General features: G+C 74.0%; 12 protein-coding genes. 6 read left to right on the forward strand and 6 right to left on the reverse strand.

The window, feature by feature from the left end; translation table 11 throughout:
* Window positions 1-55: 55 nt before the first annotated feature.
* Complete coding sequence (locus ACFQ11_RS12965; protein ID WP_378298526.1) at window positions 56-952, reverse strand: serine hydrolase; 897 nt, start codon at window positions 950-952, stop codon at window positions 56-58.
* A complete protein-coding gene (locus ACFQ11_RS12970) occupies window positions 949-1,929 on the reverse strand; it encodes a LysR family transcriptional regulator (protein ID WP_378298527.1) in 981 nt (326 codons plus the stop codon). The genes ACFQ11_RS12965 and ACFQ11_RS12970 overlap by 4 nt, the downstream gene beginning before the upstream one ends.
* Before the next feature lie 135 nt (window positions 1,930-2,064).
* On the opposite strand from ACFQ11_RS12970, the gene ACFQ11_RS12975 reads away from it, so the two are divergent.
* The gene (locus ACFQ11_RS12975) at window positions 2,065-3,732 is read left to right on the forward strand and encodes a penicillin-binding transpeptidase domain-containing protein (protein WP_378298528.1); all 1,668 of its coding nucleotides are present in this window, start codon (window positions 2,065-2,067) and stop codon (window positions 3,730-3,732) included.
* 5 nt (window positions 3,733-3,737) lie between these two features.
* On the opposite strand, the gene bla is transcribed toward ACFQ11_RS12975, so the two are convergent.
* On the reverse strand, window positions 3,738-4,715 hold the full coding sequence (bla, locus tag ACFQ11_RS12980; protein ID WP_378298529.1) for a class A beta-lactamase: 978 nt from the start codon (window positions 4,713-4,715) through the stop codon (window positions 3,738-3,740).
* Window positions 4,716-4,789: 74 nt separating this feature from the next.
* A complete protein-coding gene (locus tag ACFQ11_RS12985; protein ID WP_378298530.1) occupies window positions 4,790-5,803 on the reverse strand; it encodes a LacI family DNA-binding transcriptional regulator in 1,014 nt (337 codons plus the stop codon).
* Between the two features lie 179 nt (window positions 5,804-5,982).
* Between ACFQ11_RS12985 and ACFQ11_RS12990 the strand changes: the two genes are divergently transcribed.
* Complete coding sequence (locus ACFQ11_RS12990; RefSeq protein ID WP_378298531.1) at window positions 5,983-7,185, forward strand: MFS transporter; 1,203 nt, start codon at window positions 5,983-5,985, stop codon at window positions 7,183-7,185.
* Here ACFQ11_RS12990 and ACFQ11_RS12995 read toward each other — a convergent pair.
* On the reverse strand, window positions 7,182-9,041 hold the full coding sequence (locus ACFQ11_RS12995; protein ID WP_378298532.1) for a dolichyl-phosphate-mannose--protein mannosyltransferase: 1,860 nt from the start codon (window positions 9,039-9,041) through the stop codon (window positions 7,182-7,184). The two genes, ACFQ11_RS12990 and ACFQ11_RS12995, sit on opposite strands and share 4 nt — an antisense overlap.
* Window positions 9,042-9,168: 127 nt before the next feature.
* On the opposite strand from ACFQ11_RS12995, the gene rsmI reads away from it, so the two are divergent.
* Together rsmI and ACFQ11_RS13005 are read left to right on the forward strand one after the other, a co-directional pair.
* Window positions 9,169-10,014, forward strand: a complete 846-nt coding sequence (rsmI, locus tag ACFQ11_RS13000) for a 16S rRNA (cytidine(1402)-2'-O)-methyltransferase (RefSeq protein ID WP_378298533.1) — start codon at window positions 9,169-9,171, stop codon at window positions 10,012-10,014.
* Between the two features lie 94 nt (window positions 10,015-10,108).
* Window positions 10,109-10,456, forward strand: coding sequence for a hypothetical protein (locus tag ACFQ11_RS13005; protein WP_378298534.1), 348 nt, complete (start codon window positions 10,109-10,111; stop codon window positions 10,454-10,456).
* Between the two features lie 152 nt (window positions 10,457-10,608).
* Here the strand turns inward: ACFQ11_RS13005 and ACFQ11_RS13010 are convergent, their stop codons facing one another.
* Window positions 10,609-12,381, reverse strand: a complete 1,773-nt coding sequence (locus ACFQ11_RS13010) for a hypothetical protein (protein WP_378298535.1) — start codon at window positions 12,379-12,381, stop codon at window positions 10,609-10,611.
* A gap of 312 nt (window positions 12,382-12,693) precedes the next feature.
* Between ACFQ11_RS13010 and ACFQ11_RS13015 the strand changes: the two genes are divergently transcribed.
* Both ACFQ11_RS13015 and ACFQ11_RS13020 read left to right on the forward strand, forming a co-directional pair.
* Window positions 12,694-14,022, forward strand: coding sequence for a glycosyltransferase family 2 protein (locus ACFQ11_RS13015; RefSeq protein ID WP_378298536.1), 1,329 nt, complete (start codon window positions 12,694-12,696; stop codon window positions 14,020-14,022).
* A gap of 221 nt (window positions 14,023-14,243) precedes the next feature.
* Window positions 14,244-16,067, forward strand: coding sequence for a hypothetical protein (locus ACFQ11_RS13020; protein WP_378298537.1), 1,824 nt, complete (start codon window positions 14,244-14,246; stop codon window positions 16,065-16,067).
* Window positions 16,068-16,075 lie beyond the last annotated feature (8 nt).

Consider the following 16,075-nt stretch of genomic DNA (forward strand, 5'->3'; position numbering starts at 1 on the left):
ACGTTCGGTCAGGCGCACGGAACGTCCCCGCCCCCGCCGGTCGGCCCCCCGCCGGTCAGGCGTCCGGGCGGCCGCGGAGGTGCTCGACCGCGATCCGGGCGGCCGTGCCGATCACGGCGTCGCCCTGCGGGTGGACGGCCAGCGGGACGGGCGTCCGGGTGAACACCGCGACCGCGTACCGGCCGCCGTCCGGGTACTCCACGACCCCCACCTCGTTGCGGACGGTCGGGAGCGTCCCGGTCTTGCCGCTGACGACCACGTCCTCGAACGGGAAGCCGGACGAGAGGCGGTGCGGCCACACCTGGAGCGCGAACATCCGGCGCATGGCGGCGCATTCGGCGGGCGGCGCCGCCTCGTCCCGCCAGATGAGCGACAGCAGCCGGGTCATCTCCCGGGGAGTGCTGCGGCTGGTGCGCAGCGGGTCCAGCGGGCGGACGCGCGCGGGCACGCCGGGCTCCTCGAGCCGCGCGTACACCTCGCCGAACGTGGACGCGCCCGTGTCGGCGAACAGCAGGTCGAGCATCTCGCGGCCGCTGCCGGACACGAACGTCCCGGGGAGGCCGAGCTCGGCGGCCGCGGCGTTCACCGCGTCCAGCCCGACCCGGTCGAGCAGGAAGTCCGCCGCCGCGTTGTCGCTCACCGTGATCATGAGGGTGGCGAGGTCGCGCAGCGACATCCGCACGTCGTCGAGCAGCGCGGACACGCCGGTGGGGCCGGATGTGCGGTCCGCGGCCCGCAGCACGGCCGGCTCGGTCGGGTCGAGCGTCCCGGCCGCGACGCGCCGGTGGAACGCCACCAGCAGCGGCACCTTGAACACCGACGCCAGCACCACGGGTTCGCTCGCGCGGACGCCGATGTCGCGTCCGGTGTCGACGTCGACGGCGTGGCAGTGCCCGGTCACCCCCGCCTCGCGGAACGCCGCCTCGATCCGCGCGGTCGCGTCGCCGGTCACGCCAGGAACCCCGAGGACGGGCGCAGCACGCGGCGGGCGGGGGCGGGCACGGCGTCCAGCGGCGCCATCCCGGCCTCGCGGCGCAGCACCGCGGTGGCGACGGCGGTGAAGTCGGCGATCGCCCGGGCGTGCTCGGGGTCGGCGGTGCGCCGCCACGCGCAGGACGTCCGCCAGGTCAGCGGCTCGCCGTGCAGCGGCCGCCACACCGCGCCGCCGCCCGCGCCGCCGCCGGGGTCGGCGGTGCGGGGGACGAGCGCGACGGCCGTCCCGGCGAGGACGAGCCCGAGCGCGAACTGCGGGTGCCGGGCCTCGTGGACGGCGGGCGGCGCGTACCCGTGCCGGCGGCAGCCGGCGAGGAGGTCGTCGTGGGCGCCGGGCGCCTCGTCGCGCGGGAACGTGACGAGGTCGTGGCCGGCGAGGTCGGACAGGTGCACCTCGGCGGCGTCCGCGAGGCCGGCGCCGGCCGGCAGCAGCACCCCGACGGGCTGGCCGAGCAGCGGGCCGAGTTCCAGGTCGCGGGCGTCGCAGGGGTGCCGGACGACGCCCGCGTCGAGCGTCCCGTCGGCGAGCGCGCCGATCTGCTCGGCGGTGGAGATCTCCCGCAGTTCCAGGCGCAGGTCGGGGCGGCGCTCCCGGAAGGCGGCGATCAGCGCGGCGACGGGCGGGCCGCCGAGGTCGCTGGGCAGCCCGGCCCGGACGGTGCCGATCTCCCCGAGCCGCGCCCGTTCGGCGAGGTCGTAGACGCGTTCCACGCGGGAGAGGATGTCACGGGCGTCGTCCAGCAGGAGCCGCCCGGCCGCCGTGAGCTCCACCTTCCGGCTCGTCCGGTCGAACAGCCGCACTCCGAGTTCCTTCTCCAGCCGCTGGATCCGCTGGCTCAGCGGCGGCTGCGCCATGCCGAGCCGCTCCGCGGCGTGACCGAAGTGCAGTTCCTCGGCGACGATGACGAAGCAGTGCAAATGCCCCACGACGTTCACGACCGGCAACGATATCAGTCCGTATATCTCTGTGACATCGATATCAATCTTGGACTTTCCGCTGGTCGGCTGCTGTCCTTGGGGCGTTCACGAGCGGCGACGGCATACATTCGTCGCCAGGGAAGGAGAGTGACGATGCGCCGAACCCGAGTCTTGGCCGCGGCCGTGGTCGCGGTCGTGGTGGTGCTCGCGGGGGCGGGTGCGGTGTGGTTCCTCCGCGACGGAGACGACCCCGAGGCCGCCGCCGAGGACTTCCTCGCCGCCTGGAGCGGCGGCGACCACGCGGCGATGAAGGCGCTCACCTATCGGCCCCCCGCCGACTTCACCGAACGCCTCACCCGGATGCACGACGACCTGGGGGTCGCGAAGCAGAGCTACACGGTCGAGTCCGTCGGCGAACCGGACGACGGCGCCGCCGGGGGCTCGTACAAGGCCGAGCTCACCCTGTCCGGCGGCCGCGTCTGGTCCTACACCGGGCCGCTCCCCCTCACCGAGCAGGACGGCGAGTGGCTCGTCCGCTGGTCGCCGAAGCTCCTGCATCCCGAACTCGAGGACGGGCAGAGCCTCCGCGCCGCCCGCGCGTTCCCGCGCCGCGCCGACGTCCTCGCCGCGGACGGCAGCAGCCTCACCACCTCCCGGTCCGGGTCGGCGCGTCAGCTCGCCGGGACGGTCGGCGCCGCGTCCGCCGACGCCGCGAAGGAGATGGGCGCCCCCTACCGGGAGGGCGACTCGATCGGGACGAGCGGCCTGCAGAGGCAGTACGAGAAGCGGCTCGCCGGCACTCCCGCGCTCGCCGTGCAGATCGTCGAGGGCGGCGGCCGGGACGGCGCCGAGGCGAAGGTCGTCAAGACGCTGGAGCGGTTCGGCGGCGAGGACGGGCGGCCGCTGAAGACGACGATCGACCCGGTGATGCAGGCGTCCGCGAGCGAGGCGCTGTCGGGCGTGTCCAAGCCCGCGTCGATGGTCGCGCTGCGCCCGTCCACCGGGGAGATCCTCGCCGTCGCGAACAAGCCCGGCGGCTACAACCGCGCGCTGATGGGCACCTACCCGCCGGGCTCCACGTTCAAGGTCGTCACCGCCGCCGCGCTCGTCGCGGACGGGGTGTCCGCCGACTCCCGCGTCGCCTGCCCGGCCACCACCAACGTCGGGGGCCGCGAGTTCCACAACTACCAGTACGAGGACTTCGGGACGGTGCCGTTCCGCGAGGCGTTCGCGCACTCGTGCAACACGACGTTCGCGCGGCTCGCCGTCGACGAGCTGGGGGAGAAGCGGCTCACGGACGTCGCCGAGCAGTTCGGCTTCAACGCGCCGATCATCGCCGGGCTCCCGGCCGTCCGCGCGTCCTTCCCGAAGAACGCGGACGACACCGCGTTCGCGTCCGCGTCCTTCGGGCAGGGCAAGGTGCTGACCAGCCCCCTCAACATGGCGAGCGTCGCCGCCGCGGCCGCCGACGGCACGTGGCGGTCGCCCCGCCTGGTCGACGCGGAACTGGCGCCGCAGGCCCTGGACGCCGGCGGCAAGAAGCCCGAGGAGCCGCACGAGCTGGAGCCCGCGGTGAAGAAGGCCCTGCACACGCTGATGCCGGCGGTCGTCAGCGAGGGCACCGCGTCCGGCGTCGACTTCCCGGCCGGGACGGCGGGCAAGACGGGCACCGCCGAGTACGGTTCCGGCGAGAACCCGCCCGCCCACGCCTGGTTCATCGGCTACCGCGAGGACGTCGCGTTCGCGGTGGTGGTCGAGGGCGGCGGCGAGGGCGCCCAGGCCGCCGCCCCCGTCGCGGCGAAGTTCCTGAAGGGCCTGTAGCCCTTCTAGACCTTCTCGCCGAGGCCGCGCGCGAGGATCGCCGCGGTCTCGGCGACCGCCGCGTCGTCGGCCTCCGCGTCCTTCTTCTTCGCGGTCGTCAGGATCACCATGACCAGCGGGGCGCCGTCCGGGTCGGGCCACGCGACCGCGATGTCGTTGGCGTTGCCGTAGACGCCGCCGCTGCCGGTCTTGTCGCCGATCGTCCAGGAGTCGGGCAGCCCGGCGCGGATCCGCTTGTCACCGGTCGTGTTGGCCTTCATCCATTCGATGAGCCGCGCGCGGTCCGCCGGGACGAGCACGTCCCCGACCGTCAGCGCCCGCAGGTTCGCGGCCCACGTGCGCGGGACGGTCGTGTCGCGCCTCTCGCCCGGCTTCCATTCGTTCAGATCGGTCTCCCAGCGGTCGGCGCGGCTGACGTCGTCGCCGAGGGACCGGAAGAAGCGGGTGAGGCCGGCCGGGCCGCCGAGCTGCTTCATCACCAGGTTCCCGGCGGTGTTGTCGCTGCGCGTGATCGCCGCGTGGCACAGCGCCGAGACGGTCATGCCCGTGTCGACGTGGTCCTTCGTGACGGGCGACCACTCGACGAGGTCGCCCGAGGTGTAGTGGATGACGCGCTCCATCAGTCCCGGATCGGACGTCCGGGCCTTTTGCAGCGCCGCCCCGCAGGCGATCGCCTTGAACGTGGACGTGTACGGGAAGCGCTCGTCGGCGCGGTGGGACACGAACCGGCCCGTCTCGGGGTCGATCGCGTAGGCGCCGATGCGGAGGTTCCGCTTCGCCTCCAGCCGGTGGAGCCGCCTGCCCACCTCTGCCTGGGACGGCGCCGCCTGCGGTGTCGTGACCGTGGAGACGCCGCTCTGCCGGGTCGCCGCCTGCCCGGCCGGTCCGGCGGCCGCGCCGCAGCCGGCGCCCGCCGTCAGGACGGCGAGGGACAGGGCGGCCGCGCCGGTCGCGCTCCGGAATCGGAATGTCGAAATTCGCATGCGCAGAGAAGATCAAAGGAATGGTGGTCGTGTCCAATATTGATATTGGACGAAAAGCGATATGTATTCGGATATCACGCCTGGTGGGGTGGGGCGGTGGAGCCCCGGACGACCAGCCTGCCCGGGAGAACGCGCGGGTGCGGGCGTGTCCCCGCGAGAAGCTCCAGCAGCGCCGTCATGCCCTGCGCGCCCAGCTCCTCCGCGGGCAGCCGGACGGTCGTCAGCTCCGGCTCCAGCGCCGTCGCGAGCAGCACGTCGTCGAATCCCGTCACCGACAGCTCGTCCGGGATCGCCAGCCCCCGCGCCCGCGCCGCCTTGTACGCGCCCGCCGCGATGAGGTCGTCGTCGCACACCAGCACGCTCGGCCGGTCCCGCCGGGCCAGCAGCCGCCCCGCCGCGTCCTTCGCCGACGCCACGTCGATCTCGCACCGCTCCCGCAGCAGCGAGCCCCCCGGCACGTCCCGGACGACGTCCGCGAGGGCCTGCGCGCGCGCGTGGAACGTCCACTGGTCGAGGCCCGCGGCCACGTGCCCGAACCGGCGGTGCCCGAGCGCCGCCAGGTGCCGCGCGATCGCCCGCATGCCGTCCGCGACCCCGAAGTCGACCGTCGGGACGTCGCCTTGCGGACCGCTGTCGAGCATCACCGCCGGGGTGCCCGCGAACCCGGCGAGCGCCTCGTCGCCGAACCGGGCCGCCTCCAGCGACGACGCGAGGATCCCGTCGATCGTCTCGTGCGGCGCGGCGAACGGCCCCTCGGGCGCGGCGCCCTCGCCCGGCCACGTCGACACCACGACCCCGAACCCGTGGCTCGTCGCGACCCGCGCCGCGCCCGTGTAGACGGGGCCGAAGAACGGCGCCGTCAGCGTCGGCACCATCAGCAGGACGGTACGGGTCGTCCCCAGCCGCAGGTTCCGGGCGGCCGGATTGGGCCGGTATCCGAGCCGTTCGGCGGCCTCCTGCACGCCGCGCGCGGTCGCGGGGGAGACCCGCCCGGCCCACTTCCCGCCCATCACCAGCGAGACGGTGGACTGCGAAACGCCGGCCTCCTGAGCCACGTCCTTGCTGGTGGGACGGCTGGTCGCCGGCACTGGGCCTCCCTCGTCGCGCGCGAGCGGAACGAGAGAACAGACTACGGCCTGCGTTATGGATCTTCGGGCGGCGGCGGGGCGACGGGATCCGAACCCGGCGGAGACTAGAGACGGCGTCCCCTTTGGTGGTACGTATGACTCCGGCGGGTACTACGTATGACGGGGTGACGGGGGCGCGAATGCGCGGCTATGTCCAGTTCCTGCGGCGGCGCCACGCGGCGCGGCTGCTCGGGGGCACGCTGCTGGGACGGTTGCCGAACGGCATGGGGATGCTGGCGGTGGTGCTGCACGTACGGGCCGACGACGGCGGCTACCCGCTCGCGGGGACGCTCTCGGCCCTCCTCGGGCTCGCGACCGCCGCGGGCCAGCCCGTCCTCGGGCGCGCCATGGACCGCTACGGGCAGGGCCGGGTGCTGCTGCCCGCCGCCTGCCTGTCCGCCGCCGGGTTCGCGCTGCTCGCGCTCGTCGGCGCCGACCCGCTGCCGTTGTCGATCGCGGCGGTCGTCCTCGCCGGGTTCGCGACCCCGCCGCTGGAGGCCGGGCTGCGCGCGCTCTGGCCGGACGTCCTGGACGGCCCGGAGCAGGTCGACGCCGCCTACGCGCTCGACGCGGCGGCGCAGGAGATCCTCTTCACCGTCGGGCCGCTGCTCGTCGTCGCGGCGGCCGCGCTCAACACCGAGTCCGCGCTCGTCCTGACGGGCGCGCTCGGCATCGCCGGGACGCTCGTCGTCGCGCTCTCCGGCCCCTCGCGCCGGTGGCGCGGCGAACCCCGCGCCGCCGACTGGGCCGGGCCGCTGCGCTCGCCCGGACTCCGCGTCCTGCTGGTCTCGCTCGCCTGCGCGGGCATCGCCCTCGGCGTCTACGCGGTCGCCGTCGTCGCGTACGCCGAACGGCACGGCAGCGACGCCGCGTCCGGGCTCCTGCTCGCCTGCATGGCGGGCGGCGCGCTGCTCGGCGGGCTCGTCTACGGCGCCCGGCGGTGGGCGGGCGAGCCGCACCGCAGGCTGCCGTGGCTGCTCGCCGCGCTCGCGATCGGGTACGCGCCGCTCGTCCTCGCGCCCGCCGCGCCGGCCATGGCGGTGCTGGCGTTCCTCAGCGGCATCTTCCTCGCACCCGTGCTGGCCTGCAGCTTCTCGCTCGTCGACCGGCTCGCGCCGGCGGGCACCGTCACCGAGGCGTTCGCGTGGGTCGTCGCCGCCGTCGGCGCGGGCGGCGCGCTCGGCTCGGCGGTCTCCGGCTTCGGCCAGGACCTCGCCGGGGTCCCCGGCGCGTTCGCGGGCGCCGGGATCGGCGGCGCGCTCGCCCTCGCGATCTGCCTGCTGGGCGTCCGGACGCTGCGGCCCGCGGACGTCCCCGCGGTCCCGGAGCCCGTCGCGGGCTAGACCCAGCTGCTGAACCAGATACGGGCGTGCCAGTCCTCGTACGGGATCGTCTCGGCGGACAGGATCGGATAGAAGTACGCGAAGTTCGCCAGCACCACGAGGATGAACGCGCCCGCGGCGGCCGCGCCGACCACCCGCCGCGGCCCCGCCACCGCCGGACGCTCGTCCGGGACGGACGCGTGCACGCCGCCCTTGTGGAGATCGGCGCTGTGGAGATCGGCGCTGTGCAGATCGGCGCTGTGCGGATCGACGTCCTGCGGGGCGGCGCCCTGCGGGGCGGCGCCCTGCGGATCGGCCCCGTGCGGGTCGTGCGCGTGCGGATCGTGCCCGTGTGGATCGATCTCGTGCGGGCGGGCCGCGTACGAGTCGTCCTCGTACGAGCCTTCCCCGTACGCTGCCGACGCGTACGCGACGTCGGCGTACGGTCCGCCGGAGGCGCCCGGCGGTCTCGCCGGGCCGATCAGGTAGCCCAGGACCAGGACGACCGCCAGCACCATGAACGGAACCAGCGGCGTCGCGTAGAACAGGAACATCGTCCGGTCGGAGAGCGCCGACGGGAACCAGGAGACCCACCCGGCGAGGAACCCGACCACGATCGCCCCGGCCCGCCAGTCCCGCAGGATGAGCCACACGAACACCAGCGCGACGAGCGCGGCGAGCGCGCCCCACCACAGCGCGGGCGTCCCGATCCCGAGGATCTCGCGGGAGCAGCGCTCGCCGACCCCGCACGCGTTCTGCGGCTCGGTGTAGAAGAACGCCACCGGGCGCTTCAGGATCGGCCAGCCCCACGGCCACGACTGGTACGGGTGCTCGGCGCTCAGCCCGGTGTGGAACTCGAAGATCTCCGAGTGGTAGTGCCACAGGTCCGGTATCGCCTCGAAGGGGCGCAGCAGGACGTTCGAGGCGACCTCGCCGCGTCCCCAGCCGCCCGGCCGGAAGATCCACCCCCACCACGTCGCCAGGTAGGTCACCAGGCCGACCAAGACGAGCTGCGCGAACGCCGGCGCGGCCTCCAGCAGCAGCGCCCCCGCCATCGGCCTCTGGACCCCTGCCTTGCGGCGGGCGCCGTAGTCCCACAGCACGACCATGATCCCGAAGAAGGCGATGTAGAACAGGCCCGTCCACTTCACCGCGACCGCCAGGCCCAGGCAGATCCCCGCGCCGAACCGCCACGCGTGCAGCAGGGACGGCCCGTACGGAGACGGATACCCCTGCTGCATCTTCTCCGCGAGCAGGCGCCGCGACCGGTCGCGGTCGTTCACCAGGCACGCGAACCCGGCGAGGATCCAGAACATCACGAAGACGTCCAGCAGCGCGGCGCGGCTCGTCACGAAGTGCAGGCCGTCCACCGCGAGCAGGAGCCCGGCGGCGCAGCCCAGCAGTGTCGACCCGGTCATCCGGCGCGCCACCCGGCACAGGATCAGCACCGACAGCGTGCCGAGCAGTGCGGGCATGAACCGCCAGCCGACCGGTGTCGCGCCGAACATCCACTCGCCGATCGCGATCATCCACTTGCCGAACGGTGGGTGCGCGACGAACGCGGGGCCGTTCGCCCAGATGTCGGCGTCCGGATCGACGATGAGCAGCTTGTCGGCGTCCTCGACGGTGTTGTGCTCCCAGCCGAACTTCAGCAGGGCGAGCGCGTCCTTGGCGTAGTACGTCTCGTCGAAGACGATCGCGTCGGGCTGGCCGAGCCGGTAGAAGCGCAGGACCCCCGCGAACGCGGTGATCAGCAGCGGGCCGACCCAGCTCAGCGGCGCGCTGCCCGGGATCGCCGGGGCGAGCCACTCCCGCAGGGAGTACGTCCGCCGCCGGACCGCGCGGGCCGGGGCGGGCCGCAGTTCCGTCGTCGCCATGGCGACCATCGTACGGGCGCCCGTGATCGGCTCGGCCGAGGCGACCGGACGCCCCGAGACGCCTCGAGACGCCCCGTGACGACCCGCGACGGGGCCGATGGGACGCGGCCGGTGGGACAATGGGGCCGTGACGGGAACCCTGCTGCTCGCCGCCGCGCCGATCGGACGGCCCGAGGACGCCTCGTCCCGGCTCCGTGCGGCGCTCGCCGACGCGCCCGTGGTCGCCGCCGAGGACACCCGGCGCCTGCGCCGCCTCGCGAGCGACCTCGGCGTCGACGTGCGCGGGCGCGTCGTGTCGTACTTCGACCAGAACGAGAAGGCGCGCGCGGACGAGCTGCTCGCCGAGCTCCTCGCCGGACGGGACGTCCTGGTCATCACCGACGCGGGGATGCCGGGGGTGTCCGACCCCGGCTACCGGCTGGTCCGCGCGGCCGTCGCCGCGGACGTCCCGATGTCCGTGCTGCCCGGTCCGTCCGCCGTCACCACCGCCCTCGTCCTGTCCGGCCTGCCCACCGACCGGTTCTGCTTCGAGGGCTTCCCGCCGCGCAAGGACGGCGAGCGGGCCCGGCGGTTCGCCGCGCTCGCCGACGAGCCGCGCACGATGGTGTTCTTCGAGTCCACGCACCGGATCGCGGCGGCCCTCGACGCGATGGCCGCGGCGTTCGGCGCGGACCGTCCGGCCGCGGTGTGCCGGGAGCTCACCAAGACCTACGAGGAGGTCCGCCGCGGGCCCCTCGGCGAACTCGCCGGCTGGGCCCGGGACGGCGTCCGCGGCGAGATCACCGTCGTCGTCGGGGGAGCCCCCGAGCCCGCCGGGCTGACCGACCCCGGCGACCTGGCCGCCGCCGTCGCCGCCCGCGAGGCCACCGGGACGCGCCGCAACCGGGCGGTCGCGGAGATCGCGAAGGAGAACGGCGTCCCGCGGGCGGTCGTGTACGACGCCGTCGTGCGGGCCCGCGGCGGCCGGGCCTGAACGCGGACGGCAGGTAATCGCCACCTACTGGAACGCCCCAGAATTGGATATTTCGGGCACGACATCCTAGGGGCGGCGTCCTGGGAGAGTCACCATGGAAATGGTGAAGCGTCGCCGCCCGGAGGGGGTGAAGGCCGTGCGAGACGCATGGTCGAGCCGCGAGGTGTGGACGTTCGCGTGCCTGTGCTGCGCGGCGACCTGGGACGAGCAGATCGTCATCCGCCACTTCGGCGACGGCCACGGCATCGAGCTCGTGACCTACGAGCGCGACGGCCAGCCGTGCACGACGCCGTGGGCCGGAGACCGCGCCTGCCCCGAGTGCCGGAGCCAGAACGTCAAGGCGCTCTCGGCCCCCCGCCCCCGGGCCGCCGAGGTCCCCAAGGCCCGCCCCGACGCGGACGTCGCGCTGGTCTACCACCTGCGCCGCATCCACGCCTGGTAAGGCCGGGGCCGTAGTCCAAACCCGTAGTGACGGGATTTGTGTGCCGGGAGCTGTAAGCGCCGGGACCTGTGGTGCCGGAACTTGTGGTGCCGGGACTTGTGGTGCCGGGACCTGCAAGTGCCGGGACCTGTAGTGCCGGGGCCCCCGGAGCCCTAGGCTCGCTCAGCCTGCTCCGGGCGGTCGGGCGCCGGCGTCCGGGACGCGCGGCGCGGGCCGAGGCCGCGCACGGCCCGGCGCACCTCCGGCGTGAACGCCATCCCGGCGGCGAGCGCGGCGAGCGGCACGGCGGGCAGGACGTACCGGTAGTCGAACTCGGCGGTCGCGGCGGGCGCCAGCAGCAGGCCGGTCGCGAGCGTCCACGGCAGGAACGCGCGCCCGCCGAGGCGCCGCCACAGCGGGACCAGCCCGGCGAGGCCGATCAGCAGGATGCCGCCGACCATCGTGCCGCGCAGGTAGAAGACGTCCTGGTAGGCGCGGATCGTCCCGGCGAACGGCTCGACCGCGTGGGTCTCGGCGTTGCCGTTCTCGTACTCCTTGGCCTCGGCGGCCGCGACCGAGTCGCCGTCCATCCGCCAGTTCGGCAGCGGGCGCGCGTTGCCGTCGCGGTCGTCCCAGAACTCGTACTGACCGTAGGTCGCCTGGTCGGGGAAGACGGTCCGGTCCCACTGGAACACGCGGAAGAAGTCGCCGAGGACGACCTTCGTGTAATCGAGCGGCTGGGCGAGGATGGCCCGCTTGGCGTAGTCGTTCGCCAGCTCGTTGTTCTCCGGGCTGAACCGCTGGCCGGGGTAGCGGTTCAGCGGCGAGGCCGTGTTCCAGATGCCGTCCTGCGACTTCGGCAGCCGGTTCTCCGGCTCCGTGCACAGCGGGTACTGGCGGACGGGCAGATCCGGGATCTCGTGGCAGTCGGCGAACTTGTAGACCCGCGCGTACAGGAAGATCCCGGTGCTCTCGGTCATCGCGAACTTGCCGGTCTCGGCCTTGTACCAGGTCATGTACGACAGGACGGGCAGCATGCAGGCGACCGCCGTGACCGCCATGACCTTCCAGCCGCTGCGCCGGATCAGCATGTACGTCAGCACGCCGATGAGGACCGGCATCCCGACCGTCCGCGTCAGCCAGGAGAACCCGACGATCAGCCCGACCGCCGCCGCGATCTTCCACGACGGGCGGTCCCGCCACAGCAGCAGCGTCACCGCCGACATCACCAGGAAGGAGAACATCGTGTCGGACAGCACGAGGTGCTCGAGCTGGATCTGGTACGCGTCGAGCAGGACGGGCGCCGCGGCGAGCGCCGCGCCCCAGCCGGGCAGCCCGAACCGGCGGTGCAGCAGGGCGTAGATCATCACGCCCATCGCCAGGCCCATCAGGTGCTGGACGGCCGACACCAGCGCGAAGCTGTGGAACGGCTTCAGCAGGATGAGCAGGAACCCGTAGCCGTCGGGCCGCAGCGGGTGCGGGTGCGGCTCCATCGCGACGTGCAGGTAGTCGAAGCTGTCGTTGAAGAACATCACCGGCCGGTAGCCGGCCATCGCCGTCAGGCGCAGCAGCGCCCCCATGACAATGATCACACTGAACACGGGGTGGCGGCGCACCATCGGCCACAGCCCGAAACCCCGTTTCGGACGCGCCGAATCATCGGCGCCGGGCGTGCCGGCGTTTTTTTCCGGCGATTTCTCGGCCTCGTCCAGGGTGGTTTCGCGAACGTCCTCCAGTTCGAGGACGGACGTCGCGCCCTTCGGCGTGTCGCCGCCCGGACCGGCCGCCGAACCCGCCCGCGCGACGCCCGGCGCGGCCCGCCGGCCGTCCGCCAGCCCGGCGCCGTTTCCGCCGGTCACGGACTCGCCCCCGCCCGCCTCGCGGTCGTGCTCGTCGCCCCGCACGGCATCGTCCCGTGCGGTGTCGCGCGGCGCTCGACCCGCCACTGGCGTACCTCCCCTTAGCCGTCGGGCACCCGCTCCGGTCGTACGGCCGTCTCCGCCGCGCGTCACAGCCGACACACCCTTTCCCGGCCGTCGTGCCCGTATGCTTGACGTCCTAGCCTGCCGCCCACGACCGTGGCGGAGGGGGTCGTTCGGTTGCGAACGCGCAACACGATACGGGTGGTCTTCGTGAGACCCGCCATCATGACCCGCCCCCGGGCAGGCATCATGCATGAACGCAAAGGCCGAGCGCGGGAAATCAAGAGGGTAGTCGAACGCACCGCAGACGGTCACTGGGGTAACGAAGGAGATCACGTGGAACTCTCCGTAGTGATGCCGTGCCTGAACGAAGCCGAGACCATCGAGACCTGCGTCCGCAAGACGGTCGGCTTCCTCGAGGAGAACGGCATCGACGGCGAGGTCGTCATCGCCGACAACGGCAGCACCGACGGCAGCCAGCAGCTCGCCCGGGACGCGGGGGCGCGCGTCGTCCCCGTCGCCGAGAAGGGGTACGGCAACGCGCTCATGGGCGGGATCGCCGCGGCGCGCGGCCGGTACGTCGCGATGGGCGACGCCGACGACTCCTACGACTTCACCACCCTCGGCCCGTTCCTGGACGAGCTGCGCGACGGCGCCGACCTCGTCATGGGCAACCGGTTCAAGGGCGGCATCGCCCCCGGCGCCATGCCCCCGCTGCACCGCTACCTCGGCAACCCGGTGCTGAGCTTCATCGGGCGGCTGTTCTTCCGCAGCAAGATCGGCGACTTCCACTGCGGGCTGCGCGCCTTCAACAAGGAATCGATCATGCGGCTCGGCCTGCAGACCGGCGGCATGGAGTTCGCCAGCGAGATGGTCGTCAAGGCGACCCTGCAGGGCTACGACATCCGCGAGGTGCCGACCACCCTGTCGCCGGACGGCCGGACCCGCGCCCCGCACCTCAACACCTGGCGCGACGGTTGGCGTCATCTGCGCTTCCTCACCCTCTACAGCCCCCGCTGGCTCTTCCTCATCCCCGGTCTCGTCTTTATGACGCTCGGACTGATCGCCGGGATCGCGCTCTCCACCGGTCCGGTGACGGTCGGCGACGTCGCCTTCGACGTCGACACCCTCGTCGGCGCGGGCGCCGCCATGGTGATCGGCTTCCAGGCGGTGGTGTTCGCGCTGCTCACGAAGGTCTACGCGATGCAGGAGGGCTTCCTGCCGGACGACCGGCGGGTCAAGCGCCTCATCAACTGGTGGAGCCTCGAACGCGGCCTGATGGTCAGCGGGCTGCTCGCCGTCGCCGGTCTCGCCGGCCTCGTCGCGTCGCTGCTGCACTGGCGCGTCAACGACTTCGGCGAACTCGACCCGCGCGAGTCGCTGCGCATCGTCGTCCCCGCCGCGACCGCGCTCGTCATGAGCCTGCAGGCGCTGTTCGGGACCGCGTTCATCAGCATCCTCGGCATCCGCCGCCGCCAGCACCCGCCGATGACGGACGCCGCCGCGGAGGCCGAGGGCGTCGTCGACGCCGCCGCGCACCGGGTCGAGGCGGAGCGCCGCCGCGCCGAGCGGGAGACCGGGCCGAAGGCCGCCGCGACCGCGTCCGCCACCGCCACCGCCGCCGCCGACGGGGCCGAGGACGAGGACACCGAGACGTCCGGCTGACGCCCGCCCCGCCGCGGCGACGCCCGTCCCGCCGCGGCCGGGCCGCGCGACCTGAACGTCCGCTCACCGCGGCCAGAGAACTTGCCGAGCGTTTCCCGGACCGGGGCCGTGCCCCCACCCGTACTGTGACAGGCTGGGACGGCCATGGACCTTCCTCACCCGAGCGGCCGTTCTCCGGCCGAAACACCCCCGCCCGGTGACGGCCGGGGGACGGGACGTCCATGAGCGCGGAGAGCGCGCTGACAGTCACGCGCCGCCCGTCCGGGGCCGCGGGCCCGCCGGACGCCGAGCGGGCGCGCCGCGCGCGGCGCCGCTGGGCCCTCGCGTTCGTCCTCGGCTGGGTCGCGCAGGTCGGTGTCCGGCTGTGGCTCGCGTCCGGGCAGACGCTGCCGGTCGCGACGCCCGACGAGTCCGGCTACCTGTTCGCCGCGCGCGTCCTCACCGGCGGTCCCGACGCGGACATGTCCTACGGGACCGTCTACCGCGCCGGGTACCCGCTCCTGCTGCTCCCCGCGTTCCTGGCGGACGACCCCGTGTCCGTCTACCGGGGGGCGCTCGTCATCAACGCGCTGATCAGCGCGTCGATGCTGCCGCTGGCGTTCCTGCTGCTGCGCCGCCTGTCGGTCGCCGCGCGGCCCGCCTACCTGTTCGCGCACGTCACCGCGCTGCTGCCGGGCGTGCTGTTCTACTCCCTGTTCGTCCTCACCGACGCGATCCTGCCGGTCGTCGTCGCCGGCTGGCTGCTGCTCGCGCACGCGTGGCTGTCGGCCCCCCGCGATCCGGAGGGGCGACGCGCGGCCGTCCGGCTCGCCCTCTGCGGGACAGGCGGGTCGCTGCTCGTCGGGTTCGCGTACGCCGCGCACAGCCGGGGCGCGATCCTCCTCGTCGTCCACGCGGTCGTCCTGCTGGCGGGCGCGCTGCTGCGCCGCCGCTCGTGGCGGGCGACGACCCTCGCCGGGGCGGTCGCGGCGGCCGCGGCCCTCGCGGGGGCGATGCTGAACCGCCTCGTCGTCCTCCCGCACCTGTACCCGGCGGGCGACAACGACCTCGGCGGCAACCTCGCCGAGCGGCTCACCACCGTCGACGGGTGGGGCTGGACGGTATCGCTCGCCACCGGGCAGGTCTGGTACCAGGCCGTCGCGACCGGCGGCGTCGCCGCGATCGGCCTCGCCGCCGCCGGGTACGCGGTCCTGCGGCGGGACGTCGCGGTGCCGGTGCGCGTCCTCGCCCTCGCCGTCCTCGCGACGGTCGCGGGCATCGCGCTCGCGACGTCCGCGGCGCTGCCCGTCGAGTACCGCGTCGGCAACTACGTGTACGGGCGCTACCTGGCGTGCGTGACGCCGGTCCTGTTCATCGCGGGCGCCGCCGTCCTGCTCCGCGCCCCCCGCCGGACCCTCGCGCGGGCGGTCGCGGCGGCCGCCGCGCTGACGGCCGCCGCCGCGTGCGTCGTCCAGTGGTACGCGGGAGACCTGCTCGGCGAGTACACGTTCACGATCTACGACTTCCCCGAGACGTCCTTCCTCACCTGGGACTGGGACTCCTTCCACCTCTGGCGCGCCACCCTCGCGGGCCTCGCGGTCCTGGCCGCCGCGGCCGCCGCCGTCCTGGCGCCCCGCCGCCGCCCCCGCCGGGACGCGCCCGTCCTCGCCGCCGTCCTCGCCGCCCTGCTGCTCGCCGGCGTCGCCCTCGCGATGACGGTCACGGCGGTCGACCGCATCGCCCGCCCGCTCGTCGCGGAGCAGACCGCCGAGACCGACCTGCGCGGCAGCGGCGTCGACCTGCGCGCCCGGGACACGATCGCCGTCGACTGGAACGTCCCCTGGACGATGCGGCTCTCGCACTACTACTGGGCCTGGTGGAGCGACGGCACCCTGTTCGACTCCCGCTGGACCCCGCCGCCGCAGGACGCCGACATGATCGTCCTCGCGTGGCCCGGCGGCGTCCCCGCCGCCGGCTCCTGGCCCGGCGGCGCCCCGTCCGGCTGGAGGATCGTCGACACCCGCCGCACCCCCGAAGGCAACTGGGTCGCCTGGGCGCGCGGCTGACCCCCCGC

It is taken from the genome of Actinomadura sediminis, assembly GCF_042675525.1.
GTDB classification, from domain to species: Bacteria; Actinomycetota; Actinomycetes; order Streptosporangiales; family Streptosporangiaceae; genus Spirillospora; species Spirillospora sediminis.

What these genes read in the sequence shown, in the direction of transcription:
- ACFQ11_RS12975 (WP_378298528.1), top strand. Translation starts at nt 2,065, where the DNA reads ATGCGCCGAACCCGAGTCTTGGCCGCGGCCGTGGTCGCGGTCGTGGTG.
- bla (WP_378298529.1), bottom strand. Translation starts at nt 4,715, where the DNA reads ATGCGAATTTCGACATTCCGATTCCGGAGCGCGACCGGCGCGGCCGCC.
- ACFQ11_RS12990 (WP_378298531.1), top strand. Translation starts at nt 5,983, where the DNA reads ATGCGCGGCTATGTCCAGTTCCTGCGGCGGCGCCACGCGGCGCGGCTG.
- ACFQ11_RS12995 (WP_378298532.1), bottom strand. Translation starts at nt 9,041, where the DNA reads ATGGCGACGACGGAACTGCGGCCCGCCCCGGCCCGCGCGGTCCGGCGG.
- ACFQ11_RS13005 (WP_378298534.1), top strand. Translation starts at nt 10,109, where the DNA reads ATGGAAATGGTGAAGCGTCGCCGCCCGGAGGGGGTGAAGGCCGTGCGA.
- ACFQ11_RS13020 (WP_378298537.1), top strand. Translation starts at nt 14,244, where the DNA reads ATGAGCGCGGAGAGCGCGCTGACAGTCACGCGCCGCCCGTCCGGGGCC.